At 62.7% G+C, this 26,196-nt stretch carries 22 protein-coding genes; 12 read left to right on the forward strand and 10 right to left on the reverse strand.

Features of this window, described 5'->3' with window-relative positions:
- Positions 1-65: 65 nt before the first annotated feature.
- Both glmU and ACYG9V_RS21635 read right to left on the reverse strand, forming a co-directional pair.
- Positions 66-1,439 (reverse strand): bifunctional UDP-N-acetylglucosamine diphosphorylase/glucosamine-1-phosphate N-acetyltransferase GlmU, encoded by a 1,374-nt coding sequence (gene glmU / locus ACYG9V_RS21630; protein ID WP_352765304.1) that lies wholly within the window; start codon positions 1,437-1,439, stop codon positions 66-68.
- Positions 1,440-2,230: 791 nt separating this feature from the next.
- Positions 2,231-2,980 carry a cytochrome c biogenesis CcdA family protein gene (locus ACYG9V_RS21635; protein WP_023688319.1) on the reverse strand — a complete coding sequence of 250 codons (750 nt, stop codon included), beginning with the start codon at positions 2,978-2,980 and terminating at the stop codon, positions 2,231-2,233.
- 218 nt (positions 2,981-3,198) lie between these two features.
- Between ACYG9V_RS21635 and ACYG9V_RS21640 the strand changes: the two genes are divergently transcribed.
- The 8 genes from ACYG9V_RS21640 to rpmG all read left to right on the forward strand — a co-directional run bounded on the left by ACYG9V_RS21640 (position 3,199) and on the right by rpmG (position 12,559).
- Positions 3,199-3,576, forward strand: a complete 378-nt coding sequence (locus ACYG9V_RS21640) for a COG4315 family predicted lipoprotein (RefSeq protein WP_023691167.1) — start codon at positions 3,199-3,201, stop codon at positions 3,574-3,576.
- Positions 3,577-3,892: 316 nt separating this feature from the next.
- A complete protein-coding gene (topA, locus tag ACYG9V_RS21645) occupies positions 3,893-6,556 on the forward strand; it encodes a type I DNA topoisomerase (RefSeq protein ID WP_352765303.1) in 2,664 nt (887 codons plus the stop codon).
- Positions 6,557-6,560: 4 nt separating this feature from the next.
- Complete coding sequence (rnr, locus tag ACYG9V_RS21650; RefSeq protein ID WP_352765301.1) at positions 6,561-8,867, forward strand: ribonuclease R; 2,307 nt, start codon at positions 6,561-6,563, stop codon at positions 8,865-8,867.
- Positions 8,867-9,319 (forward strand): DUF983 domain-containing protein, encoded by a 453-nt coding sequence (locus tag ACYG9V_RS21655; RefSeq protein ID WP_027050375.1) that lies wholly within the window; start codon positions 8,867-8,869, stop codon positions 9,317-9,319. Before rnr ends, ACYG9V_RS21655 begins: the two co-directional genes overlap by 1 nt.
- 87 nt (positions 9,320-9,406) lie before the next feature.
- A complete protein-coding gene (locus ACYG9V_RS21660; RefSeq protein WP_352765300.1) occupies positions 9,407-10,147 on the forward strand; it encodes an NUDIX hydrolase in 741 nt (246 codons plus the stop codon).
- A gap of 79 nt (positions 10,148-10,226) precedes the next feature.
- Complete coding sequence (locus tag ACYG9V_RS21665) at positions 10,227-11,402, forward strand: MFS transporter (RefSeq protein ID WP_352761565.1); 1,176 nt, start codon at positions 10,227-10,229, stop codon at positions 11,400-11,402.
- A gap of 116 nt (positions 11,403-11,518) precedes the next feature.
- Positions 11,519-11,974 carry a YqfO family protein gene (locus ACYG9V_RS21670; RefSeq protein ID WP_023695428.1) on the forward strand — a complete coding sequence of 152 codons (456 nt, stop codon included), beginning with the start codon at positions 11,519-11,521 and terminating at the stop codon, positions 11,972-11,974.
- Between the two features lie 417 nt (positions 11,975-12,391).
- Complete coding sequence (gene rpmG, locus ACYG9V_RS21675) at positions 12,392-12,559, forward strand: 50S ribosomal protein L33 (RefSeq protein WP_006201775.1); 168 nt, start codon at positions 12,392-12,394, stop codon at positions 12,557-12,559.
- 409 nt (positions 12,560-12,968) lie between these two features.
- On the opposite strand, the gene ACYG9V_RS21680 is transcribed toward rpmG, so the two are convergent.
- Together ACYG9V_RS21680 and ACYG9V_RS21685 are read right to left on the reverse strand one after the other, a co-directional pair.
- Positions 12,969-14,342, reverse strand: a complete 1,374-nt coding sequence (locus ACYG9V_RS21680) for a PleD family two-component system response regulator (RefSeq protein ID WP_023681572.1) — start codon at positions 14,340-14,342, stop codon at positions 12,969-12,971.
- A 24-nt stretch (positions 14,343-14,366) separates the two neighbouring features.
- Positions 14,367-14,738 (reverse strand): response regulator, encoded by a 372-nt coding sequence (locus tag ACYG9V_RS21685; protein ID WP_023667574.1) that lies wholly within the window; start codon positions 14,736-14,738, stop codon positions 14,367-14,369.
- 239 nt (positions 14,739-14,977) lie between these two features.
- On the opposite strand from ACYG9V_RS21685, the gene ACYG9V_RS21690 reads away from it, so the two are divergent.
- Both ACYG9V_RS21690 and ACYG9V_RS21695 read left to right on the forward strand, forming a co-directional pair.
- The gene (locus ACYG9V_RS21690; RefSeq protein ID WP_023681573.1) at positions 14,978-15,277 is read left to right on the forward strand and encodes a DUF3572 domain-containing protein; all 300 of its coding nucleotides are present in this window, start codon (positions 14,978-14,980) and stop codon (positions 15,275-15,277) included.
- Positions 15,274-15,927, forward strand: a complete 654-nt coding sequence (locus ACYG9V_RS21695) for a hypothetical protein (protein WP_023681574.1) — start codon at positions 15,274-15,276, stop codon at positions 15,925-15,927. The genes ACYG9V_RS21690 and ACYG9V_RS21695 overlap by 4 nt, the downstream gene beginning before the upstream one ends.
- 24 nt (positions 15,928-15,951) lie before the next feature.
- On the opposite strand, the gene ACYG9V_RS21700 is transcribed toward ACYG9V_RS21695, so the two are convergent.
- Together ACYG9V_RS21700 and ACYG9V_RS21705 are read right to left on the reverse strand one after the other, a co-directional pair.
- Positions 15,952-17,439, reverse strand: a complete 1,488-nt coding sequence (locus ACYG9V_RS21700; RefSeq protein WP_023681575.1) for a hypothetical protein — start codon at positions 17,437-17,439, stop codon at positions 15,952-15,954.
- A gap of 99 nt (positions 17,440-17,538) precedes the next feature.
- Complete coding sequence (locus ACYG9V_RS21705; RefSeq protein ID WP_023681576.1) at positions 17,539-18,114, reverse strand: GNAT family N-acetyltransferase; 576 nt, start codon at positions 18,112-18,114, stop codon at positions 17,539-17,541.
- A gap of 67 nt (positions 18,115-18,181) precedes the next feature.
- Here ACYG9V_RS21705 and ACYG9V_RS21710 point away from each other — a divergent pair, with 67 nt between their 5' ends.
- Complete coding sequence (locus tag ACYG9V_RS21710) at positions 18,182-19,510, forward strand: DNA polymerase IV (RefSeq protein ID WP_023681577.1); 1,329 nt, start codon at positions 18,182-18,184, stop codon at positions 19,508-19,510.
- A 6-nt stretch (positions 19,511-19,516) separates the two neighbouring features.
- On the opposite strand, the gene ACYG9V_RS21715 is transcribed toward ACYG9V_RS21710, so the two are convergent.
- Positions 19,517-20,023: a hypothetical protein gene (locus tag ACYG9V_RS21715; protein WP_023681578.1), complete on the reverse strand. Its 507-nt coding sequence runs from the start codon at positions 20,021-20,023 to the stop codon at positions 19,517-19,519.
- A gap of 183 nt (positions 20,024-20,206) precedes the next feature.
- On the opposite strand from ACYG9V_RS21715, the gene ACYG9V_RS21720 reads away from it, so the two are divergent.
- Positions 20,207-21,088: a DMT family transporter gene (locus ACYG9V_RS21720; protein ID WP_023681579.1), complete on the forward strand. Its 882-nt coding sequence runs from the start codon at positions 20,207-20,209 to the stop codon at positions 21,086-21,088.
- A 7-nt stretch (positions 21,089-21,095) separates the two neighbouring features.
- Here the strand turns inward: ACYG9V_RS21720 and ACYG9V_RS21725 are convergent, their stop codons facing one another.
- From ACYG9V_RS21725 to dnaE, 3 genes are all read right to left on the reverse strand, one after another.
- Positions 21,096-21,899, reverse strand: a complete 804-nt coding sequence (locus ACYG9V_RS21725; protein ID WP_023714244.1) for a potassium channel family protein — start codon at positions 21,897-21,899, stop codon at positions 21,096-21,098.
- 149 nt (positions 21,900-22,048) lie between these two features.
- Positions 22,049-22,447, reverse strand: a complete 399-nt coding sequence (locus tag ACYG9V_RS21730) for a nuclear transport factor 2 family protein (RefSeq protein WP_023667583.1) — start codon at positions 22,445-22,447, stop codon at positions 22,049-22,051.
- A 169-nt stretch (positions 22,448-22,616) separates the two neighbouring features.
- Positions 22,617-26,144, reverse strand: coding sequence for a DNA polymerase III subunit alpha (gene dnaE, locus ACYG9V_RS21735; RefSeq protein WP_352765299.1), 3,528 nt, complete (start codon positions 26,142-26,144; stop codon positions 22,617-22,619).
- Between the last annotated feature and the right edge of the window lie 52 nt (positions 26,145-26,196).

Raw genomic sequence — 26,196 nt, forward strand, 5'->3', positions numbered from 1 at the left:
ACCATGACACACCGCTCTTGCAATCCGGTTACCGCAATTCCTCGGTTGTTCAATTGCTTCGGCGGTTAATGGCCGGTGCCGGCCTTTTTCTTCGCCGCTGCGGCAGACGCGAAGCGCTCGCGCAATTCCTTGCCCTTGCCGGGAATGGTCTTCTGGCGGGCGCGGCCGAAGGCCAGCGCATCGTCCGGCACGCTTTCGGTTATGACGCTACCCGATGCGATGTAGCCGCCCTTGCCGATCGTAACCGGCGCCACCAGCGACGAGTTCGAACCGATGAAGGCGCCCTCGCCGATGTCGGTGAAAAACTTCGAGTAGCCGTCATAGTTGCAGGTAATGGTGCCGGCGCCGATATTGGCCCCCGCGCCCACACGGGCATCGCCGATATAAGTCAGATGATTGACCTTGGCGCCCTCCTCGATGACCGCCTGCTTGACCTCGCAGAAATTGCCGACCTTGGCTTTCTCGCGGAGATCGGCGCCTGGCCTGAGCCGTGCGAACGGACCGACGTCGCAATTGGCAGCGACGGTCGCGCCTTCGATGTGGCTGAAGGCGTGGATCTTGGCGCCGCCGGCGATTTTCACGCCCGGGCCGAACCAGACATTGGGCTCGACGATGGTGTCGGCGCCGATTTCGGTATCGTGCGAGAAATACACGGTGTCCGGCGCAATCAGCGTTACGCCCGACAGCATCGCCTCGTCCCGACGACGCTGTTGCCAGATGCCTTCCGCCTGCGCAAGCTCGGCCCTGTTGTTGATGCCGAGCGCGCTCTCGAAGCTCGTTTCGGTGGCGACGACATCGAGCCCTTTCGCACTGGCGATCTCGACGATGTCGGTGAGATAGTACTCGCCCTTGGCGTTCTTGTTGCCGACCTTGTCGAGCAGTTCGAGCGCATGAGCGCCGGCCACCGCCATCATGCCGGCATTGCAGAAGCCGATCTTCTTTTCCTCGGCGGAGCAGTCCTTCTCCTCGCGGATGGCGGTGAGCTTGCCGCCCTTTTCGATCAGCCGGCCATAGCCGGTCGGGCAGGGCGGGCGGAAGCCGATCACCACAACAGCCGCGCCATCGGCAAGCTTTTGCCGCGCGGTCACCAGGGCTTCAGCGTCGATCAGCGGCGTGTCGCCGAACATCACGAGAATATCGTCATAACCCTTTGATATCGCATCGCGTGCGGCCAGCACCGCATGCGCGGTGCCGAGCCGCTTCTCCTGCACGAACGTCTCGGCCTTGGGCGCGAACTTCGCCGCTGCCTTGTGCATATCCTCGGCGCCATGGCCGATCACCAGCGCCTGGCTGCGGGCGCCGGCGGCCTCTGCCGCCCTCACCACATGGGCGACCATCGGCAGTCCGGCGATCTGGTGCAGCACCTTCGGCGTCGCGCTCTTCATGCGCGTGCCTTCACCGGCGGCGAGGATAACGGACAGGCAGGATCTGGTTTGCATGTTGGGAGTTTCCGAAGACCGAGATTCGTTGCAGTCTTAGCACCGGAGGCATCGCGGTCCAATGCGGCTGAATTTCGGTAGAAACCTAACAAAGACCCTTGGCGGTCGTCAGGTAAGTATGGTCATCCGCAGGAGACAGAAAGTGCTTTGGGGATGAATACCAGATTTCGTTCCCGCGAGCTGTCAGTTGGGCCTTTCGGTCCGATTTCGACAAACGGCGGCGATTTGAGTTGGAGAATTCGCCTGCTTTTGACGAGATTGTAGAGCGAATATGCAAGGAAGCCGCTTCAAGAAAGATAGATGCGTCTGTGAGGCCCGGGAACCGAGCCGAATTATTCGGGTGTCATCGCGCTGGGTTTTGTTTGCGGGTTAAGCCAACGACCTTTGACATTTTCTTTAATAGCCCCACGGGTTTGCGAGCTCAGTATCTAGTTCATCCTGATCTTGGACAGGCGGCAAACTGCGTGTTGATCGCGGCTCTCAGATTGCAGTTGCTTGATGCCTATAAGAAGGAATCGCTACCGATTGCGCATAAAAATTGGTCAATCGACAACTCCATCGACGCAACATCGGCAAGGATATGGCGATACGAGTTGGTCTCTACCGCACCCAAACACGATCTTAACATCCCAGGGTGGGACGGACATGGATCGTCCGCCCCAATGGGAGAATGCTTAGTTGTAAATGGTGCGTGGATCGACTCGGATGGCCAGGAGGTAGTCATTCCGGAGAAGATCGGACGGCGATTTGAAGTGCACAGAAGCGGATATTCCTAGGGTCAAGCCCAGCACCTACCCCAGCCGGCCCAGCACCGGAAAATTCTCTAGCAGCCAGTAGGACACCGTCTGCACGCCGCCGGTGAGAAAGAACACCCCGGCGACGACCAGCAGCGCGCCGATCGCCTTTTCGACGCGACCGAGATGGACGCGGAACCTGCCGAGGAAGCGCATGAAGGCGCCGGAGAACAGGGCAGCGATCAGGAACGGAATGCCGAGGCCAAGCGAATAGGCGGCGAGCAGCAGCGCCCCCTCGCCCACCGTCTCGCGGCCGCCGGCCAAGGTCAGGATCGGCCCCAGCACCGGGCCGATGCACGGCGTCCAGCCAAAGGCGAAGGCCAGCCCCATGACATAGGCGGCGACCATGCTGGCGGGCTTGCCCTGCGACTGGAAGCGCGCCTCGCGCGACAAAAGTGGTATGCGCAGGATGCCGAGGAAATTCAGCCCCATCAGGATGATCAGCACCCCGGCAGCCATCGCCAGCGGCTCCTGCCACACGCGCAGCCAATGGCCGATGGTCGAGGCGCCGGCGCCGAGCGCCACGAATACCGTGGAGAAACCGAGTACGAAGGCGAGCGAGGAATAGATGAGCGCGCCGCGGGCGCCGGCCTTGGCCGCGACGCCGGCACCGCCACCGCGAAAGTCGTCGACCGACACGCCGGCCATGTAGCAGAGATAGGGCGGCACCAGCGGCAGCACGCAAGGCGACAGGAACGAGATCGCCCCCGCTCCGACCGCGCTGACATAGCCGATGTCCAATGGCATTCCAGAACTCCAGATTCCTTGGCGCCGATATAGCGACGCAAAATCGTGTTCGCCAATCACCATCGTGTGGAATTTGGCTACAGATACGATCCGGCCGGACGAATTGTTGTCGGCCAATCCCAAGTTGACCAAGCCGGGGAAGAAATGTCCCTCGCCGAACGTTCACAGAGCGAAGCCGCGGTTTCTGCGCGCTTCGTCGGATCACCAAGGAGATTTCCATGAAAACGATCACCGTCGGCCTGGCCGCCCTTCTGCTCAGCACCGCCGCATCCTTCGCCGCCGAAGCGTGGAAGGAAGCGGAAGTCGCTGGCACCAAGATCTACACCGATGCCAACGGCATGACGCTCTATACCTATGACAAGGACGAGAAGGGCAAGACCAACTGCTATGACAAATGCGCCACCAACTGGCCGCCGCTGAAGGCCGAGGATGGCGCCAAGGCGGACGACGAATGGACCATCGTCGAACGCACCGACGGCACCAAGATGTGGGCCTATGACGGCAAGCCGGTCTACACCTTCATCAAGGACAAGAAGGCCGGTGACATCACCGGCGACGGTGTCGGCGAAGTCTGGCACATCGTCAAGGCCGACTGATCGTCCGAACCTCTATCCCGCACCCCATCGGCGGGACTCGGCTGGCCGCCGGCTCCAAGCGACCCGGCGACCAGTTCGGCATTTACGGGCAGCACGAACTGGTCGCGGCGCCTTTCCCGGTGGCTCGAAACACGAACCCTCCCAGACAAAAATTTTGTGATCTTCTCCATACACTCTAAGAGTGTATTGCGGCACACGCCTCCGCATTTTGGCCGCTTGCCCTTGACCGATCGCAAAAGCGCGGCCATGTGAGCGACCAATTGAATGCGTCACGCAGCGGAATTCTTCTGCCGCCCCACAGCTGATATGAGACCTCATGGACGTCGTCGTCGTCGAATCGCCGGCCAAGGCAAAGACAATCAACAAGTATCTCGGCAAGAACTTCAAGGTTCTGGCCTCGTTCGGCCATGTCCGCGATCTGCCGGCCAAGGATGGTTCGGTGCGTCCCGACGAGGATTTCGCCATGTCCTGGGCGGTCGACACCGCGTCCGGAAAGCGTCTCACCGACATCGCCAACGCGGTCAAGGATGCCGATGGCCTGATCCTCGCCACCGATCCGGATCGCGAGGGCGAAGCCATTTCCTGGCACGTGCTGGAGGTGCTCAAGCAGAAGCGCGTGTTGAAGGACAAGCCGGTCAGCCGCGTCGTCTTCAATGCCATAACCAAGTCGTCGGTGCTGGAAGCGATGGCCAATCCGCGCCAGATCGATGCACCATTGGTCGATGCCTATCTGGCTCGCCGCGCACTCGATTATCTCGTCGGCTTCACGCTGTCGCCGGTGCTGTGGCGCAAATTGCCGGGCGCCCGTTCGGCCGGCCGCGTCCAGTCGGTGGCGCTGCGCCTGGTCTGCGACCGCGAATCCGAGATCGAGCGCTTCATCCGCGAGGAATACTGGCAGATCGCTGCCCTCCTCGGCACGCCACGTAACGACAGCTTCGAGGCGCGGCTGACCGCGTTCGAGCGCAAGAAGCTGCAGAAGCTCGACATCGCCAGCAAGGCGCAGGCCGACGATATCAAGGGCATGCTCGAAGGCGCGACCTTCAAGGCTCTGTCGGTGGAAGCCAAACCGACAAGGCGCAATCCTGGCCCGCCCTTCACCACTTCGACGCTGCAGCAGGCGGCATCGTCGGGCCTCGGCTTTTCGGCGACGCGCACCATGCAGGTGGCGCAGCGCCTCTATGAAGGCATGGAGATCGGCGGCGAGACCACCGGCCTGATCACCTATATGCGAACCGACGGCGTGCAGATGGCGCCGGAGGCGATCGACGCCGCCCGCGACACCATCGCCAAGGAATTCGGCCCAAGATACCTCCCGGAAAAGCCGCGCCAGTACACAGCCAAGGCTAAGAATGCCCAGGAAGCGCACGAGGCGGTCCGCCCGACCGATTTCATGCGCACGCCGGCTTCGGTCAGGCAGTATCTCGATTCCGACCAGCTGCGGCTTTACGAATTGATCTGGAAGCGCGCCATCGCCAGCCAGATGCAGTCGGCCGAGATCGAGCGTACCACGGTCGAAATCGAGGCGGTCAATGGCGCTCGCACCGCGGAGCTTCGCGCCGTCGGTTCCGTCGTTCGCTTCGACGGCTTCATCGCCGCCTACACCGACCAGAAGGACGACGACGCCGAAGACGAGGAAAACCGTCGTCTGCCCGAGATCCGTGCCGGCGAGCAGCTGGCCAGTCAGGCGATCAATGCCACCCAGCACACCACCGAGCCGCCGCCGCGCTACTCCGAGGCGTCGCTGATCAAGAAGCTGGAAGAGCTCGGCATCGGCCGTCCATCGACCTACACCGCGATCCTGAAGACGTTGGAAGACCGCGACTACGTCACCATCGACAAGCGCCGGCTGGTGCCGCAGGCCAAGGGCCGGCTGCTGTCGGCTTTCCTCGAAAGCTTCTTCGAGCGCTATGTCGAATATGACTTCACGGCCTCACTCGAGGAAAAACTTGACGAGATTTCCGACGGCAAGCTCGCCTGGAAGGACGTGCTGCGCGACTTCTGGAAAGATTTTTCCGGCGCCGTCGCCGACATCAAGGAACTGCGCGTCACCGACGTGCTCGATGCGCTGAACGAGGAACTGGCGCCGCTGGTGTTCCCCGCGCGGGAGGATGGCTCGAATCCCCGCATCTGCCCGAAATGCGGCTCCGGCAATCTGTCGCTGAAACTCGGCAAGTTCGGCGCCTTCGTCGGCTGCTCCAACTATCCGGAATGTTCCTTTACCCGCCAACTCGGCGATGCCGCCAACCCGAATGGCGAGAATGGCGGCGGCGAGGACGGCACCAAGGTGCTCGGCAACGATCCCTACACGGCAGAGGAAATCACGCTGCGCTCAGGCCGCTTCGGTCCTTATATCCAGCGCGGCGACGGCAAGGAAGCCAAGCGCTCCAGCCTGCCCAAGGGCTGGACGCCCGACTCGATCGACCATGAAAAGGCCTTGGCGCTGCTGTCGCTGCCGCGCGATATCGGCAAGCATCCTGAATCCGGCAAGATGATCTCCGCCGGGCTTGGCCGCTATGGTCCATTCGTTTTGCATGATGGCACCTATGCCAATGTCGATAGCGTAGAGGATGTGTTCTCGATCGGCCTCAACCGCGCTGTCACCGTGATCGCCGAGAAGCAGCTGAAGGGCAAGGGCGGCCGCAATGGCGGCACCGCGGCGGCGCTGAAGGAACTCGGCGACCATCCCGATGGCGGCGGCAAGATCGTCGTGCGCGATGGCAAATACGGGCCCTATGTCAACTACGGCAAGGTCAACGCGACACTGCCCAAGGGCAAGGATCCGCAGTCGGTGACCGTCGAGGACGCGGTGGCGCTGATTGCCGAGAAGGAAGCCAAGGGCGGCGGCAAGAAGCCGTTCCGCAAGGCGGCAGCCGCCAAGGCCCCCACAGCCAAGAAAACCACTGGCAAGACAACCACTGGCAAGAAAACCACAGCCAAGAAATCGGCGACCAAGAAGCCGGCGGCGAAGAAAAAGGGATAGCAGCGTGGCGCGCAGGATCACCGGTAGAAGCCACGGCGATCCGCGCACCGCCGACACGAGGGCCAAGGTCAAGGACGACTACAGGCCTTCGCGTGACGAAATCCTGCGCTACATCGCCGAGAACCCCGACCGCGCGGGAAAACGCGACATCGCCAAGGCGTTTGCCTTGCGCGGCGACGACCGCATCTGGCTGAAGGACATTCTGCGCGACCTGCAGGACGAAGGCATCCTGACCAAGGAGCGCAAGCGGCTGGCCCGTGTCGGCGCCCTGCCCCATGTCGCCGTGCTCGACATTTTCGGCCGCGACGGCGACGGTATTCTGCTGGCGCATCCTGCCGAGCCCGTAGGCACCGGCGAACCGCCCGTCGTCTCGATCCGCGTCTCGCGCGGCGGCAATGGCCCGCAGCCGGGCATCGGCGACCGTGTGCTGGCCAAGACCTTCCCGACCGACGAGGCGACCGGGCCTGCCTATACCGGCCGCGTAATGAAGATTTTCGAGAAGCGGACAGATGCCGTGCTGGGCGTCTTCCGTATCCTTCAGGACGGCACCTTCCGCATCGAGCCGGTGGAACGTCGCCAGCCCGAACTGATCGTCGACAAGGAATTCCAGAACGGCGCCAGGAACGGCGACCTTGTCGAGGTCGAGCCCGCGCGGGCCTCCCGGTATGGTTTGCCGCGCGCAAGAGTGCTGGCGGTGCTGGGCTCGCTGACCAGCGAAAAGGCGGTCTCGATGATCGCCATCCACGCGCACGACATTCCGCATATCTTCCCGGCCGACGTCATCGCCGAATCCGAGGCGGTAAAGCCGGCGACGCTTGCTCACCGCGAGGACTGGCGCGACCTGCCGCTGGTGACCATCGACCCGGCCGACGCCAAGGACCATGACGACGCCGTCTTCGCCACGCCCGACCTCGATGAGAAGAACCCCGGCGGCGTGATCGCCACAGTGGCGATCGCCGATGTTGCGGCCTATGTCCGCTATGGCACCGCACTCGATCGCGAGGCGCTGAAACGCGGCAATTCTGTCTATTTCCCCGACCGCGTCGTGCCGATGCTGCCAGAGCGCATCTCCAACGACCTGTGCTCGCTGCGCGAAGGCCAGGACCGTCCCGCGCTTGCCGTGCGCATGATTTTTGCCGCCGATGGCCGCAAGCTGCGTCACACCTTCCACCGCGTCATGATGAAATCGGCGGCAAAGCTCGCCTATCCGCAGGCCCAGGCCGCGATAGACGGCCTTCCTGACGACAAGACCGGCCCGATCCTCGATACGGTGCTGAAGCCGCTGTGGGACGCCTACGCCATCCTCAAGCGCGGCCGCGATGGCCGCCAGCCGCTCGAGCTTGATCTGCCGGAGCGCAAGATCCTGCTCAAGCCGGACGGCACCGTCGACCGCGTCATCGTCCCGGAGCGGCTCGACGCCCACAAGCTGATCGAAGAATTCATGATCCAGGCCAATGTCGCCGCCGCCGAAACGCTGGAAGCGAAGAAGCAGGCGCTGGTCTACCGCGTCCACGATGCGCCGTCGCTGGCCAAGCAGGAATCGCTGCGCGAGTTCCTGCAGACGCTCGGCCTGTCGCTGGCGCGTGGCGCGCAGATGCGGCCCGCCCAGTTCAACGGCATTCTCGAGCGCGTGCGTGGCGCCGACAATGAGGGGCTGGTCAACGAAGTGGTGCTGCGCTCGCAGAGTCAGGCCGAATATTCGCCCAAGAACATCGGCCATTTCGGCCTCAACCTGAAGCGCTACGCGCATTTCACCTCGCCGATCCGCCGCTATGCCGATCTGATCGTGCATCGCGGGCTGATTGCCGCACTTGGGCTCGGCCCCGGCGGGCTGACGCAGGACGAAGAGACGCGGCTGGAAGACGTCGCGGTGCTGATCTCGGGCACCGAGCGCCGCGCCATGGCGGCCGAGCGCGACACCGTCGACCGGCTGATCGCTGCCTACCTCGCCGAGCGCATCGACGACCGCTTCGACGCCCGCATTTCGGGCGTCACCAAATCGGGACTATTTGTCCAATTGCCGCAGTTTGGCGCAGATGGCTTCATCCCGGTGTCAAGTCTGGATGGCGATTACTATATATATGACGAAACCGCGCGATCGCTGTTCGGAGAACGCACCGGCAAGGGCTATCAGCTTGCCGACCGCGTCGAGGTTCGCCTGATCGAGGTGGCGCCTATGGCCGGCGCGATGCGTTTCGAGATGCTGACCGACCCGAAGCCCCTGCGCGGCTCCAAACGGTCGTTTCACAAGGCAAAAGGCCGCGCCCGCGCGTCGCAATCGCGCCCGGGGTCGCGCGGCAGGAGACGATAATGGCAAGCGAAATGGGAATCCAGAAGCAGGTTTTCGGCGGCGAACATCATTCGGGCCGAGTCGCCCGCCCGCTGTGGACGGCGATGAAGCGCGGCGCCCTTGGCCGCTGCCCGCATTGCGGCGAAGGCAGGTTATTCGCCGGCTTCACCAAAAGCGTCGACAAATGCGCCGCGTGCGGTGAGGAGTTCCACCACCACCGCGCCGACGACCTGCCCGCTTATCTCGTCATCGTCATCGTCGGCCACATCGTTCTCGGCGCCTTCATGGGCGTCGAGGCGACGTCGACGCTCTCCATGTGGCAGCACATCGCCATTTGGGTGCCGTTGACCATCGTGCTGTCGGTCGCTCTGCTGCAACCGGTCAAGGGCGCCGTCATCGGACTGCAATGGGCGCTCTATATGCACGGCTTCGGCGGCGAAAAAGACGGCACCGAGCCGCATCCCGGAACCTAGTTTGCTTCAGGGCAATGTCGCCTGGCGCAACATGCCGACCGTGAAAGGCCACTTTCGTTTGCCAGAAGTTTCCGCTAGGTCCTGCGCATGGAAGGTATGACCAAGGCGGAAGTCAGCAGGATGGACCGTGGCGCAGCCGCCCACAGCGGCCTGCCCATACGCCCGCGCGATGCCGCCACCCTGATCCTGCTCGACCGCGAGGGCGACGAGATTCTGGTGCTGATGGGCCGGCGCCATGCAGGCCACGCCTTCATGCCCGGCAAGTTCGTCTTTCCCGGCGGCCGCACCGATTCGGCCGACAGCCGCATTGCCGTTGCCACCCCATTGCTTCCGGAGGAAGAAGCCAGGCTGACCGCCGGCGTCGGCCGCATCAGCCCGTCGCGGGCCCGTGCCATCGCGCTCTCGGCCATCCGCGAGACTTATGAGGAAGCCGGCCTGCTCATCGGCCGCAAAGGCTCGTTCGCAACCGACAAACGCGACTGGCAGGGCTTTGTCGAGCACGGCGTCCAGCCTTCGCTGGCGCCGCTGCGCTTCATTGCCCGCGCCATCACCCCGCCCAATCGCGTGCGTCGTTTCGACACCCGCTTCTTCAGCGCCTGGCGCAGCGATGTCGCCGTGGAACTGCCGGGTGGCGTCCCGACCAATGAGCTGGAAGAACTGGTCTGGCTGCCGCTCGCCAAGGCCAGAGAGGCCGATATCCCCGACATCACCCGAACGATCTTGCAGGAGCTGGAGACGCGGCTTGCCGGCGATCCGCGCCTGCGACCCGGTGGGTCCGTGCCGTTCTACCGGCTTGTCCGCAACCGCTTCGTTCGCGAAATTCTTTAGAGCAATTCCAGGAAAAGTGTGACGCGGTTTTCCGTCCGGAATTACGCAATATCAAACAGACAGAGTATTCAGGCATCACATGACGGTCGATACCCAGCAAGAGGGCGACGAGCGCGTACATTGGCTACCGATGATCGCCGCGATCTCGTCGATCAGCGTCGTCGGCATCGCCATAGGCCTCGGCATGCCGCTGCTCAGCGTTATTCTCGAGAGCCGCGGCCACTCGGCATCGATGATCGGCCTCAACACCGCGGTCGCCGGCCTCGCCTCGATCGCCGGCGCCCCGCTGGCCACGCCGCTGGCGATGCGCTTCGGCGTCGCCTGGACGATGATCGCCATGATCGCCGCCGGCGCGCTCGCCTTTGTCGGCTTCCACTTCGCGCCGGACTTCTGGATGTGGTTCCCACTACGCATCGTGCTGCACATCGCGCTGACGGTGCTGTTCATCCTGTCGGAATTCTGGATCAGCACCTCGGCGCCGCCGCGCCGGCGCGGCCTGGTGCTCGGCATCTACGCCACCGTGCTGTCGCTCGGCTTCGCCGCCGGGCCATGGATCTTCGCCCATATCGGCAGCACCGGCTTCTTGCCGTTCGGCGTCATCATCGTCCTGGTCGCGCTGGCCGCAATCCCGGTGCTGGCCGCACGGAATGAAAGTCCCACAATCGTGGTTGACGGCGAAACCAGCAACTTCCTGCGCTATATCTGGCTGGTGCCGACAGCGACCGCCGCCGTGCTGGTGTTCGGCGCCGTCGAGACCGGCGGCTTTGCGCTGTTCCCCGTCTATGGCAACCGCATCGGCTATTCCGAGGCGGATGCAGCCCTCCTGCTCACCATGATCGGCCTCGGCAACGTGCTGATGCAGATCCCTATCGGCATGATCAGCGACCGCGTCTCAGACCGCCGCTATCTGCTGTTGGCCTGTGCCACCGTCGGACTTGCCGGCACCATCTTCATGCCGTTCTTCGCCGGCAATTGGCACCTGATGGCGGCGCTTCTGTTCGTCTGGGGCGGCGTGGTGGCCGCCATGTACACGATCGGCCTTGCCCATCTGGGCTCGCAGCTCTCCGGCCATGAACTGGCCTCGGCCAACGCCGCCTTCGTGCTCTGCTACGGCGTCGGCATGGTGCTTGGCCCGCAGGCGATCGGCATCGGCATGGATGCCTTCGGGCCCTCCGGCTTCGGCTGGTCGCTCGGCCTGTTCTTTGCCGCCTATATCGCCTTGGTCAGCGCCAGGCTGGTCCGCAAGATCTGGTAGCCTGTCCGTCGCCAGCCTGCGCAATCCTGACGGGATGTCGCCGCTGCTGACAGAACCGTGTCAGGAGACCTCAGCTAAAAGGGTGTCCCAAAAAACCCGAGTTTGAGGATACGGCGATGATCGACAGCGGCTTTGAAACCACATCTCTGCGCATGACGCTTCTGCTGCTTGTCAGCTTCCAGGCCCCGGCAGCCGATGTCGACCGCATCATGGACGCCGTGGTCGCGATCGCGCCGCTGGCAATGGGCAAATACGACCGCAACGCCTATCAAACGGCGCACGGCATCGAACGCTACCGACCGCTGGAAGGTGCAGCCGCCGGCGTCGAAACCGAACTGCGCCGCCGCCCCGGCACCGTCGAGGTCTCGTTCGAGTTGCCCGACGACCAGTCGCTCGCCGCCCGCGTCGTCGAGGCGATTTTCCAGGCGCATTCCTACCAGGAGCCGGTGATCCGCATCCAGCCGATCCTCGCCAGCCGCTCCAAGGGCCTGGACGACCGCGCCAATCCGAATCGCTGGTGGAACACCACTGGGGACTGGAAGAAAGCGCTTCCAGTTAAGGAAGAAGCCTAGAAATCCGGCCCGCTGAGGGGAAGCAGCGGCTTTACCTTCTCCGTTGTGAGGTGAGAAGCGGTCCGAAGCGGACGAAAAGCCAATTGCTTGGTTTTCGAGATTCGAACGCCCTGAGCCTGCGAAGAGTTGGTCGGGGTGACCAATCCACCCTGCCGAACCCCGCCGCTTCGCAGCGTCCCGGCATTCGCCGGCCTATAGCCATGCTGTCCGTCTCATCCTCAGCCTCCATCGGGCCGATGATAAAACCGGACAACTCATGTGCTCCTAATCCGGACAACTCATGTGCTTACGACACAGGCAAGGCGTCGGGCTTGACTTTCCGGGCACGTTCTTTATGTGTCGCGCCAAGTTTCCCGCGTCCGGGTGTTTTCCCCCGCTCCAGCGGCCAAAACCCCACGAACATAACGGACTGATACAATGGCCAAAGCCGCAAACATCAAGATCAAGCTTCTGTCGACCGCCGACACCGGTTTCTTCTACGTGACCAGTAAGAACAGCCGTACCAAGACCGACAAGCTGTCGTTCCGCAAATACGACCCGGTCGCCAAGAAGCATGTCGAGTTCAAGGAAACCAAGATCAAGTAATCTGGTTTTCATACGCTCTGTCAAAAGCGCCGCCCCTTCGGGCGGCGTTTTTGATTCAAGGCCCCGAAAAGCCAGACCCCTCCGCTGTTTGGCGCGAAGTGCTCATCTCATTTTTTGGCAAAAAAGGGGGCCGGTCGGCGTATGGCAGCGGTACGAGGAGGCCACTATGTGCCAGCGCCGGCCGGCCGACCCCACGGACCCAGGAGATGCGGCGGACCTGAGCATCATGGGGTATTCGGCGAAGCGATGCGGCTGTCTACCCTCGTGCCCGCATCGCCCTTGTTCTTGCACCGCACATTTGCGCAACAATGTTTGAAAATCAATAGTTTCTTAACCAAGCCTGCCGAATCGCTTGGATTAAGGTAAATTCCTAACCCTGTCCGATTGACTGCATAATCGGTGTTCTAGCCTACGCTGCCTTGGCGACGACCCGGTTGCGGCCGCCACTTTTGGCTTCGTAGAGCGCCACGTCGGCACGTTTCATCAAAGCCGCGACCGTGTCCGCGCCCTTCAGAACCGATGACACGCCGACGCTGACCGTGACTTCGATCGCCTTGCCTTCAGGGCCGATGGCAAACGGCAGCTGGGCGATTTCGGCGCGAATCCGCTCGGCAACCTTCTCCGCCACCGCGCCGTCCGTGTCCGGCATCACAACGACGAATTCCTCGCCGCCGAAGCGGCAGGCAAGGTCGATGCCCCTGACGTTCTTGCGCAGCCGCCTTGCGAACTCGCGCAGCACATCGTCGCCGCCATCATGGCCATGCGAGTCATTGACGGTCTTGAAGCGGTCGAGATCGGTGATCATCACCGACAGAGGCCGCCGCCGCGCCACGGCGCGGTCGAACAGCGTCTGCAGATGACTGTCGAGGTAGCGGCGGTTGTGCAGCCCGGTCAATGCGTCGGTCACCGCCATCTCGATGGTCTGGGCGACGCTGGCGCGCAGCTGATCGTTATAGCGCTTGCGCCGCACTTGGGTACGCAGCCGCGCCGTCAGCTCCTGCTGGTCGATCGGCCGCATCAGATAGTCGTTGATGCCGAGTTCGAGGCCTCTGATGATGCGGCCCTCCTCGCCTTCGTCAGCAATCAGGATGATCGGCAGGAAGCGGGTGCGGTCGAGCGAACGCAATTGCGAACACAACCGCAGCGGATCGAAATCGGTAAAACCGGTCGAGATCAGCACGCACTCATAGGGCGCCTCGGCGGCCTGGAAGAAGCCGGCATGCGGATCGGTGGCAATGTCGAGCTCGGCGCTGCCGCGCAGCATGTTCTGGATGCGCTCAACCGACGATTTGCGCTCGTCGATCAACAGCACCTTCGGCGTGGCGTCCTCCGACGCGAAGCTGCGGCTCAACAGCGCCTCGATGCCGATGTTGCGGGTGGTCGATGCGCGCAGCCGCAGTTCGTCGGTCAGCGACTTCAGCCTGACCAGGCTCTTCACCCGCGTCATCAGTTGCAGATCGTTGACCGGCTTGGTGAGAAAGTCGTCGGCGCCTGCCTCGAGGCCGCGCACCCGGTCGGCAACATGGCCCAGCGCGGTCACCATGACCACCGGTATATGCGCGGTCGCCGGATCGCTTTTCAGCCGCTTGCAGACCTCGAACCCGTCCATGCCGGGCATCATCACGTCGAGCAGCACGACATCGACCTTGCCGTTTTCGCAGGTCTCGATCGCGTCCGGCCCGTTGGAGGCCGTCAACACCTCGAAATATTCGGCCAGCAGCCGAACCTCGAGAAGTTTGACATTGGCAGGGATGTCGTCGACGACGAGGATCCGCGCGGTCATGTCACAAGGCTCCGGCTGAAGGCATCAGGCATCACCGAGATAGGATTTGATGGTCTCGATGAAACGCGGCACCGAGATCGGCTTGGAGATGTAGGCCTCGCAACCGCCCTGGCGAATGCGTTCCTCGTCGCCCTTCATGGCGAAGGCGGTGACGGCGATGACCGGAATGGAATGGAGGTCGTCGTCCTCCTTCAGCCATTTCGTCACTTCCAGCCCCGACACTTCGGGCAGCTGGATGTCCATCAGGATCAGGTCGGGCCTGTGCTGGCGCGCCAGATCGAGCGCCTCGAGCCCGTTGCGCGTGCGCACCGTTTCATAACCGCTGGCTTCGATGAGGTCGCGAAAGAGCTTCATATTGAGCTCGTTGTCCTCGACGATCATGACCTTCTTAGGCATCGATTTCCCGTCCCGGCCAGGCTTCTGCCCGAAGCCCTGCCGCTATGCGCCCTTGTCGAAGCACACCAAACCCTCGCCCACTCTTAAGGCAATATGATTGACGAAACGGAAACCCGAAGCGGCAAAAGCCATTCGGATTCCACCTCGAAAACCACATTGGATCGGGGCTGTGGCTTGCCGCAGGCGACGCTTGCGATTACTGCGGAAAAGAGACTCATTTCCGCAACGAGAAAGTAGTGATGGCAAACGCAGCGTCAATGCGCGAGGAAGCGGAAACCATTGCCGTGAAGGCACTGGGCTTCGTCGCCGCCGACCCCGAACTCCTGCCGCGCTTCCTGGCCCTCACCGGCATCGAGGCGTCCGCCATCCGCCGCGCCGCGGCCGAACCGGGATTCCTTGCCGGCGTGCTGCAGTTCATGCTTGCCCACGAGCCGACCTTGCTGCGCTTTGCCGAGGAAACCGACACGCCCCCGGCCGCCATCGGCAAGGCGTTGCGGGCGCTGCCTCTTGGCGGCGACGACCATGAGCATTCGATATGAGCGACGATCCCGAGACGGCACGCCAGATCGCCGAACTTGCAGCCGACGACCGGCCTCTGCTGATCCTCGATGTCGACGATGTCGTGCTCGAATTCATCCGGCCGTTTCCGCATTTCCTGAAATCGCGCGGCTTCGGCCTGACCCTGGCCTCCTTCCGTCTCACCGGCAACATTGCCGAAACGGCGAGCGGCCGGCTGATCGAACAGCCGGAGGTGACGGCACTTCTCGGAGATTTCTTCGATACGCAGGCCGACTGGCAGAGCGTTACCGACGGTGCCGAACAAGCGCTTGCCAGCCTCAGCGACCGCGTCGAGATCGTCCTTTTGACCGCCATGCCGCACCGGCATCGCGCCGCCCGCCGCGCCCATCTCGATGCGCTCGGTCTGCCCTATCCGCTATTGACCACCGAAATGGCCAAGGGACCAGCGGTGGCCAAATTGCGTGGTAGCAGAGGCCGGCCGGTAGCCTTTGTCGACGACCAGCCCGCCAACCTCATCTCGGCACGCAACTCGGTTGCCGACGCCCATCTCTTCCACCTGATGGCCGACAATTCGCTGCGCGCCTTCCTGCCGCCGGTGCCGGACGACATCATCTCCGTCGAGGACTGGCACGAGGCCGCGCCAAAGATTGCTAGCGCGCTGGGACTCTGAGTTAGCCGCCCCCGAGGTCAGTGCTCAAGGCTTCGTTGCTGTCCCAGGGATCGCATCCGGATCGGCGTTGTCTTCCCCGACCGGATCAGGCCCCTTCAGCATCGCGCCGTTGACCGTCACCGACCCATCATGCCTGGCGTTGATCACCCATTCGATACGGCCGTCCGGCAGCGTCTTGGCGAATCCCTTAATCGCAAGCGCCCCTGTGAAAGCCTGCGAGGCCTCCGGGTCAGATTTAGCCGCCGCCTGCAAGGTTTCAACGATCTTGTCGTAGCCGGTTACGTTGACGGTCACGCTCGCATCCGGCTTCTTGCCGGGGAACGTCATTTCGCCCTCCATGGCGACCTCGATGTCGCCGTTCTTCACCGTGCTGTGCCCGAGAACGAATTTTGGTATCTTGGCCAGGAAATTGGCGGAAATCTCGTCGCCGAAATCTGGCGGCAGCGGTGGATCCTTGCTGAAATCGAGGGTGTCGATGGTTTTCCTGGCCATACTGTCGAGATCGATGTTGGCGCCGCCGAAATTCAGGTCGAGATCCGTCGGCAGCAACGCAACGGTCCAACTGGGCAGCATCTGCTGCGGTATTGTCAGGCCGGAAACCTTGAATGCGTAGCTGATCTTGCCGTCCTTGCTGATGCCGTCCATGCCGACAACGGTGTTCAGCTGCGCCGCGCCGAAATTGCCGGCATATGTTTCAATGGCAAGGTTTTTGAATGCGTAGGTCCCATCGATCCGTTCCCATAGCGGCAGCGCACCGAGCAGAAGCGTTTTGAACTCTGCTTGATCGGCCTTCAGCCGGGCCTCGTCCTCATGGGCGACGGCGAACGCCAAAAGATCCAGAAGCGGCTTGGTCTGAATGGCCTTAGCGGTCACGTTCACAGCGAGCTCCGGTGCCCGGAGCGCTGCGATTGACCGGTCATCGATTTTGACCGTTTCGACGAAGTCCGCCATCGCCTGTGTGAAATTAAGATCGACGCCGCCGTTGGCCGACTTCCTGGCGTCAATTTTGGAAGAGCCCAGCCCCACGCTCAAATCGGTCAATTGACTGACTTGGCGCGACGTCATCGTCATGCCCGCAATCGAACTGGTGCCGCTGGTAAATGCCGCCAGTTCCGGGTCATAGACGCCCGTGAACTTGCCATCCTTGACAACGATTTGCCCGGTGTTCAGGCCATTTGGGCCATTTACCTCGATGGACCCAGTCGTAGAGAAATCCGAGGCGACATCCCAGCCTCCGTCGCTGCGCGGTTTGACCCGCAGCGTGACGGGCGGGAAATCGAACCGCTTCAGATCCTGCTTCGGCATCTTCGCCACAAGCGCCTTCACATCGAAGGTGATCTTGTAGGCACCCTCCTCGGCTGAGATCTTCAAAATGCCTTCATTGAGCGCCTGTTTGCCGACATAGCGAGAGAGCTCATCGGAAAGTTGCTTGGCACCTTGGGCATCGACAGCCTGGCCAAAGGCAGGAGCGCTGAGGGCGAGAAGGAAAGCAAGCGGCAAGACACGGTTCACAAAATTCTCCATTTGACCAAAAAGGAACGCTTCGTTCGTCTGCTATGACACCAACCTACAGCTTCCACAGGACATCAACAAACGCCGACGGGTAATTGACTACAACACCAGCCGCATCAGCGGCCGTCCGGCCTTGCGTTCGACAAGCCGCTCGAAGCCGGCCTTTTCAAACACACGCGACGAGCCGACGAACAGCCCGATCGAACGCGAATCGCGCGACACGTCGATCGGACACGCCTCGACCAGCCGCGCCTTGTTCTGGCGGGCAAAAGCGATGCCGCCCTCGACCAGGCGGTGGCTGACGCCCCGGCCGCGCGCGCTGGCGCGGATGAAGAAGCAGGAGATGGCCCAGACGCCGGGATCTACGGCGTCGGTTGGATCGACCGGCGCCGAGCCCCGGCCCCGATTGTTCCATTCGGGCACGTCGGCGCGTGGACCGATCTGCATCCAGCCGACCGCCTGGCCGTCCTCGAAGGCCAAAAGCCCCGGCGGCGGCCCGGCCTCGATACGCGCCTTGATATGATCCTTGTTGCGCTGCTTGTCGCTGGCCCGTCGGACCGCCGGCGCCATCCGGAAATGCGTGCACCAGCAGCCGTAACAGGCGCCCTGCTTGCCGAAAAGATCCTCGAAATCCGCCCATAGGTCAGGCGCCAGCGGCGCTATGGTGGTGCTCATGAGTTCTCTCCCGGCTAACCGCTTGTGGCGGCTTCCGTCCTGACGTACCATTGCATCTGTTCTCTTTATGTTCGCAGCGATGGCGGCCCCTGTCAACAATCCCGAGCACGGTTTTTGCCGCGACTGCCTGACCTTTCAGCGCAGCGATACCAGGCGCTGTGAGCGTTGCGGCAGCCCTCGACTCACCCGCCATCCCGAGCTCTACCAGCTGCATCTGGCGCATATCGATTGCGACGCCTTCTATGCGGCGATCGAAAAGCGCGACAATCCGGCGCTGAAGGACAAGCCGCTGATCATCGGCGGCGGCAAGCGCGGCGTCGTTTCCACCGCCTGCTACATCGCCCGCATCCAGGGGGTGCGCTCGGCAATGCCGATGTTCAAGGCGCTCGAAGCCTGTCCGGAAGCGGTCGTCATCCCGCCCAATATGGAGAAATACGTCCGCGTCGGCCGCGATGTCCGCGCCTTGATGCAGGCGCTCACGCCGCTGGTCGAACCGCTCTCCATCGATGAGGCGTTTCTCGACCTTGCCGGCACCGAGCGCCTGCACGGCATGCCGCCGGCGGTGGTGCTGGCGCGCTTTGCGCAGACCGTCGAAAAGGAAATCGGCATCACCGTTTCGGCCGGCCTTTCCTACTGCAAGTTCCTGGCCAAGGTTGCCTCCGATTTCCGCAAGCCGCGCGGCTTTTCGGTGATCGGCGAAGCCGAGGCGCTGGGTTTCCTGGCCGAACAGCCGGTGACGCTGATCTGGGGCGTCGGCAAGGCTTTTGCCGCAACGCTCGAACGCGACGGCATCCGCAGCATCGCCCAGTTGCAGCGCATGGAGCGCGCCGATCTTATGCGCCGCTATGGCGTGATGGGCACCCGGCTCTACCATCTCTCGCGCGGCCAGGACGACCGCCGTGTCGATCCCGACCAGGATGCGAAAAGTGTGTCGGCCGAAACCACTTTCGACACCGACATAGCTGAAATGGGCGAACTGGTTCCAGTGCTGAGGGGATTGTCGGAAAAGGTCTCGGCGCGGCTGAAGAAGTCAGGCATTGCCGGGCGCACCGTGGTGCTGAAGCTGAAGACGCAGGATTTCAAGCTGCGTACCCGCAACCGCCAGCTCGGCGACCCGACCCGGCTGGCCGACCGCATTTTCCAGACCGGGCTCGAGCTGTTGCGCAAGGAGGCGGACGGGACAAAGTACCGGCTGCTTGGCATCGGTGTCAGCGATCTCTCGGATGACGAGAAGGCCGATCCGCCCGATCTCGTCGACGTCGGCTCGCGCAAGCGCGCCATGGCCGAAAGCGCCATCGATACGCTGCGCGACAAGTTCGGCAAGAAGGCGGTGGAAACCGGCTACACCTTCGGTAAAGGACGCAACGCCAACCCGCCGGAGCCGATCGAGGAGTGAGACGGCTTAGATACGCTTGAGATCGATGCGGCTCGTCACCACGTTCTTGCCGGTTTTCGGATCGACGTCGGTAACGGTCAACCGCATTCCGTCGCCGCTGGTTTTCTCGACCGTCAACCGCGCCTTGCGATCGCCATTGACCTCCGCCGCCCAGCGAATGCCGAGACTGATCGCGTTGCCGGAACGGCTGCCGGCGAGCTGTGCCGGCCCGGTGCGCGACCCGACATAGACGCCTGTATACTTCGCCCCGCGGGCCTTCAGATTGGCGCTGATGGCGCGCGTCACCACGACAAGACCACGGCAATTGCCGTCAAGCGACAATGAGCTCGAGGTCGCGTCGGAATTGAAGGTGCAGGACACATTCACCGTCGGTGCGTCGGTGGTGACCTTGACTGTCCCCTTGCCGGAGAAATTCCCTTGCAAGGAGCTGAGAAAATTCGCCTCGTCGGCATGGGCCGCGGCGCTTGCAGTTAGCAGGCAGCCGGCTAGCAGAAACCGCGCGAATGATTTCATCGGAATCTCTTCCCCGTTGATGTTGAAGAAACGATGCGTCCAGCAATTGGCCAATACCGGGAACCAACGCCTGCCGTTTCGTCAGGTTCCACTTCCAGCATGGCTGTTTTCGCAACGGTCTGGCCCAGTCGAATGCGTCGCCTAACGGTTGCGATAGAAGTCCCGGCTTGCGACATAGCGCCTATGGCACCTTCCCCATCGATCCCCAAAGCCGCGTTCTGGATGGCGCTGTCGATCGCCTCGTTTCTGGCGATGTCAGTCGCCGGCCGCGCAACCACCGCCGAGCTCAACGTCTTCCAGGTGCTGGAACTGCGCTCGGTGATCGGCTTCTTCATCCTGTTGCCGCTGGTGATGATGAGCGGCGGATTCGCTGCAATGCGCACGCAGCGCCCGTTGGCCCATATCGCTCGCAATGTCATCCACTATACGGGCCAGGCCGCATGGCTCTATGCGCTGACGCTGATCCCGCTTGCGGTGCTCATATCGGTCGAATTCACCACGCCGATCTGGACCGCGATCCTGGCGGTGGCGTTTCTTGGCGAAAGGCTCTCCCGCCCGAAAATTGCGGCGGTCGTGCTTGGCCTGATCGGCGTGGTGGTCATCGTTCGCCCCGGCGTCGGCTCCATGGATCCGGGTCACCTCGTCGTTCTCGGCGCGGCCGTGTGCTTTGGCGTATCGGTGGTGTTGGTCAAGTCGCTGACCCGCACGGACAGCGTCGTGCGCATCATCTTCTGGATGCTGATCATCCAGTCGGTGGTCGGCCTGATCCCGGCGCTTTATGAATGGCGCAACCCACCGCTCGAACTCTGGCCATGGATTCTGCTGATTGCCTTCACCGGCATGTCGTCGCATTTCTGCATGGCGCGTGCCCTCACCTATGCCGACGCTACGGTGATTTCACCGATGGATTTCCTGCGCGTGCCACTGTCGGCGCTGATCGGCTGGCTGCTCTACAGCGAACAGATCGACATCTTTACAGCCGGCGGCGCCCTGCTGATCCTGATGGGCAACCTGCTCAACCTGCAGCGCAAGGCGCCAAAGCCGGCCGAGGTCGCGGCCTCGTAGCGGTCGGTCAATTCCCCTCATCTGGTATGTTGAGAAGATGCCCGCAGGCCTTGCAGTGCACGGCGTCCGGCTCGTGCCGTTGCAGTCCGCACTGCGGACAGGGAAAGAACACCTTGGCGGGTCGAAAAATCGCCGTCGCCAGTCTGACGAACAGCGAGATGCCGATGATCATGGTGGCGATCGCGGTCAGCTTGCCGGCGATCCCCGGCAGCACGATGTCGCCGAAACCGGTCGTCGTCACCGTGGCAACGGTGAAATACAGCGCATCAATGTAGTTTTCGAGGCCGGCGCCGGTGCGGAAGAAGAAGGTGTAGACGAAGCCGGTGATGACGAACAGGAACGTCAACAGGTTGATGACCGCGTGGCTCGCCTCGCGCCAGGGCCTTAAGCCACGCATTTCGAAATGCTGCCACAGCGAACCGCTGCGCGACAGCGACCACAGCCGCAGGATGCGCAGGAACGCCAGATTTGCCAGCGCCGTCGGCATCAGCAGCGTCAAAAGGATGAAGACATCGACCCAGGATGTCGGCTGTTTCATCAGCCGCAGCATGTCGTTGGAGGCTAACAGCCGGGCAATCAGGTCGGCGGCGACCAATGCGGCGACGGTATAGTCGAGCCACAGGAATGACGGCTTGTCCTGGAGCACCGGCGTGGCAACGAAGAAGGCGATGATGGCGAGGTCGATGATGACCGCCACCAGCTGAAACCGGAACGCCGCCGGCGTGCGTCCGTGATAGAGCTTGCGCAGCCGGTCACGCAGCCGCGCCATCGCTGAGCTTTGCTGCAATCCGTCCTTCTCGGCTGCTTTCATCACCAAGTGCGTAACTGTCCCAGCCGGGGCCGTCTAGAGCATGATCCCAAAAAGTGGGTGCCGGTTTTTGGAAAAGATCATGCTCCAACAAAGGGTTAGATCATGATGAGATTTCAACCAAATCTCATCATGATCTGACCCGGTGATCGTCACCCCTCCACCACCTTGCCGTCCGGCCCGACGAGGCGCCAGGCCGAGGCGGTGTCGTAGACGAACCGCTCCTCCGCAATCCGGTCACCACGCCAGCGCTGCAGGGCCACCTCTTCCAGCCGGCGCACGGTGCCGGCCTTGTCGACACGGTCGAAGGTCCAGCGGATGGCGACATTGTCGCCATCGACCAGGAATGTCTGGACAGGATGGGTGTGCATCTTCTCGATCCGGTCGAGTGCTGCCTGCTCATGCGCCATCAGTGTTTCCTTGCCGCGCCGCGGGACGCCGAGATTTTCCTGCATGGTGGCATCGTCATGGTAGAAGTCGGCGATCGCTTTGACGTGGCTGCCTTCGACCACCTCCTTGAGGAAGGCTTCGACGCGTTCGCGGCTGGGCATGATTGTGCGTTCCTGTGAAGTTTCTGCTCAACGCATGTGGTTCAAAGGAAGGTCAGGTCAACCACGCCCCGCACGCTGGCCCTATCGGCTGCAATGTCAGGCCCAGAGCATCTTTAGGCCGTGATGCACTGGCCGACGTCGATGCGATTGCCGTGTATATCAGCGCAGCCTAGACGAGCTCGACTTCGACCACACCCGGCACCGCGCGCATGGCCGACGCGATCTGCGGCGAGATGCGGTAGCGATTGGGCAATTCGATCTCGATCTCACCTTGCCCGGCCTCCTTGATCAGCACGAAGCTGACCTGGCCCTCGCCCTTCACCGCAAGCTGGCCGGCCAGCATGCCGATCGGAGCCGCATCGCGCACGAAGATGCGCAGCGCCTTCTGGATGCGGCTGGCCTCATCCTCCAGCGACTGCACCGTCTGGATGCGCAGATTGACCCCTTCGGGCCTATCCTCGGCCGAAACGGTGATCACCACCGAACGTCCAGGCTCGAGCAGATCGCGATACTGCGCCAACCCTTCCGAAAACAGCACGGCTTCATACTGGCCAGAAGTGTCGGAAAAGGCGATGACGCCCATCTTGTTGCCGGTGCGGGTCTTGCGTTCCTGCTTGGTGGTGACCGTGCCGGCCAGCCGGCCGGCGGCGGCGCCACGCTTGACCGCGGCCGAGAACTCTCCCCAGTTCTGCACCCGCATCTTCTGCAGGGCCGCCTTGTACTCGTCGAGCGGATGCGCCGAGAGATAGAAGCCGACGACCTGGAATTCGCGGTGCAGCCGGTCGGCGGCAAGCCAGGGGTCGGTTACCGGTAAATTGAGCGCCTGCTGCTGCGCGCCGAGCGACGCGCCGAAAATGTCGTGCTGGCCCGAAATGGCATTCTGCTGCGCCAGCGAAGCCAGCCCCATCATCCGTTCGACACCGGCCATCATCTGGGCGCGGTCGTGGCCGAAGCAGTCGAGCGCGCCGGCCATGATCAGGCTTTCGAAGACGCGCTTGCCGACGATCTTGGGATCGACCCTTTCACAGAAATCGGCGAGATTCTTGAACGGCTTTTCGCCGCGCATGGCGACGATGTGCTCGACCGCCGCGTCGCCAACGCCCTTGAGTGCCGCCAGCGAATAATAGATGCGGTTCTCGCCGACCTCGAAATTGCGGAAGCTGGTCATCACCGACGGCGCCACCACCTCGATGCCGAGACGCAGCGCATCCTGGCGGAAATCGGCGAGCTTGTCGGTGTTGCCCATGTCGAGCGTCATCGACGCCGCCAGGAACTCGACGGGGTAATGCGCCTTGAGATAAGCGGTCTGGTAGGACACGACGGCGTAGGCGGCCGCGTGCGATTTGTTGAAGCCGTAGTCGGCGAACTTGGCCAGAAGGTCGAAGATGAAGTCGGCCTGCGGCTTGCCGACGCCGCGTTCGACCGCGCCGGTGACGAAGCGCTCGCGCTGCTTGTCCATTTCGGCGCGGATCTTCTTGCCCATCGCGCGGCGCAGCAGATCGGCTTCGCCGAGCGAATAGCCCGACAGTTCCTGCGCGATCTGCATCACCTGTTCCTGGTAGACGATGACGCCTTGCGTCTCCTTCACCAGATGGTCGATCTTGGGATGGATCGATGCCATCTCCTCCTCGCCATGCTTTCTGGCGTTGTAGGTCGGGATGTTCTCCATCGGGCCGGGACGGTAGAGCGCCACCAGCGCGATGATGTCCTCGATGCAGTCGGGCCGCATGCCGATCAGCGCCTTGCGCATGCCGGCACTTTCCACCTGGAACACACCGACCACTTCGCCGCGCGACAGCATGGCGTAGGTTTCAGGATCGTCGAGCGGGATCGTCGCCAGGTCGATCTCGATGCCGCGCCGGCGGATCAGCTTCACCGCCGTCTCCAGCACCGTCAGCGTCTTCAGGCCGAGGAAGTCGAACTTCACCAGCCCGGCCTGCTCGACATATTTCATGTTAAACTGGGTGACCGGCATGTCGGAGCGCGGATCGCGGTACATCGGCACCAGTTCCGACAAGGGCCGGTCGCCGATGACGATGCCGGCGGCGTGCGTCGAAGCGTGGCGGTAGAGCCCTTCCAGCTTTTGCGCCATATCGAGCAGCGTCTGCACGATTGGCTCCTTCTCGGCCTCCTCGGCAAAGCGCGGCTCGTTGGCGATGGCATCCGCCAGCTTGACCGGATTGGCGGGGTTCTGCGGCACCATTTTGGAGAGCTTGTCGACTTGGCCGTAAGGCATTTGCAGCACGCGGCCGACGTCGCGCAGCACCGCGCGCGCCTGCAGCGTACCGAAGGTGATGATCTGCCCAACCTGGTCGCGGCCATATTTCTGCTGGACGTAGCGGATGACCTCTTCGCGCCGATCCTGGCAGAAGTCGATGTCGAAGTCGGGCATCGACACGCGGTCCGGATTGAGGAAGCGCTCGAACAGCAGCGAGAAGCGCAGCGGATCGATATCGGTGATGGTGGTGGAATAAGCGACCAGCGATCCGGCGCCCGAACCACGGCCCGGCCCGACCGGAATGCCTTGCGCCTTCGCCCATTTGATGAAGTCGGCCACGATCAGGAAGTAACCGGGAAATTTCATCTTCTCGATGATGGAGAGCTCGAAATCGAGCCGCTCGCGGTATTGTTCGACCGTGTAGCCGGCGGTGGGTCCATGCGCCGCCAGCCGGGCGTCGAGACCTTCATGGGCCTGCCGGCGCAGTTCATCGGCCTCCGCTTTCAGCGCCACCTCATTGTCGGCGACATCGCCGCCGGTAAAGCGTGGCAGGATCGGATTGCGGGTCTTGGGATAATAGGAACAGCGCAGCGCGATCTCGACGGTGTTGTCGATCGCTTCCGGCAGGTCGGCGAACAGCCGCGCCATATCGGCCTGGCTGCGCAGGAAATTGTCCGATGTCAGGCGGCGGCGGTTGTCGGCGGCAACGACGGACCCTTCGGCAATGGCGATCAGCGCGTCATGCGCTTCATAGTCGTCGCGGGCGGCGAAGAACGCCTCATTGGTGGCGACCAGCGGCAGATCATGGATATAGGCAAGGTCGACCGATGATTTCTCGATAGCGCGGTCATAACCGGAAACACGGTCCAATTCGACATAGAGCCGGTCGCCGAACAGCGCCTTGAGTGCCAAAAGCCGCGTCTCGGCAAGATCTCGGCGATCCTCCTTCAGCGCCCGGCCGATCGGGCCGCGCGGCCCGCCGCTGAGGCAGATCAGGCCATCGCTATGGCCTTCCAGCATTGCTGACGTCAGATGCACGGGCTCGCCCGGCGGCGTCTCCAGATAGACCTGGCTGACCAGCCTGACCAGGTTGCTATAGCCAACCTCGGTGGCGGCGAGCAGCACCACGGCGTTCATCTCCGGCCCGTGGCGGCGGCGGTCGCGCTGTGCGTCACTGGTCTCGCCTGAAAAGGCGAGATCGATCTGGCAGCCGATGATCGGCTGGATGCCCTCTTTCACCGCTTTCTGGGCAAATTCCAGCGCGCCGAACAGATTGTTTGTGTCGGTGACTGCGATTGCCGGGCACTCGTCCTTGACTGCATGACCGACAACGGCGGCGACCTGCAAGGCGCCCTCGAGCAGCGAATACGCCGAATGCACGCGCAGATGGATGAACGGCCGCGCCGGCGCCTCCGGGCGCGCAGCAGCGAGCGCTGCTTCGCGCCTCAGGGGATCGCGTGGAAGTTTGTCATCCGCCATGATGTTTCAAATTGCTCGAAGGGCTTTGAGTCGATGGAGATGTATTGTCCCG

This window comes from Mesorhizobium sp. W016 (assembly GCF_054719485.1).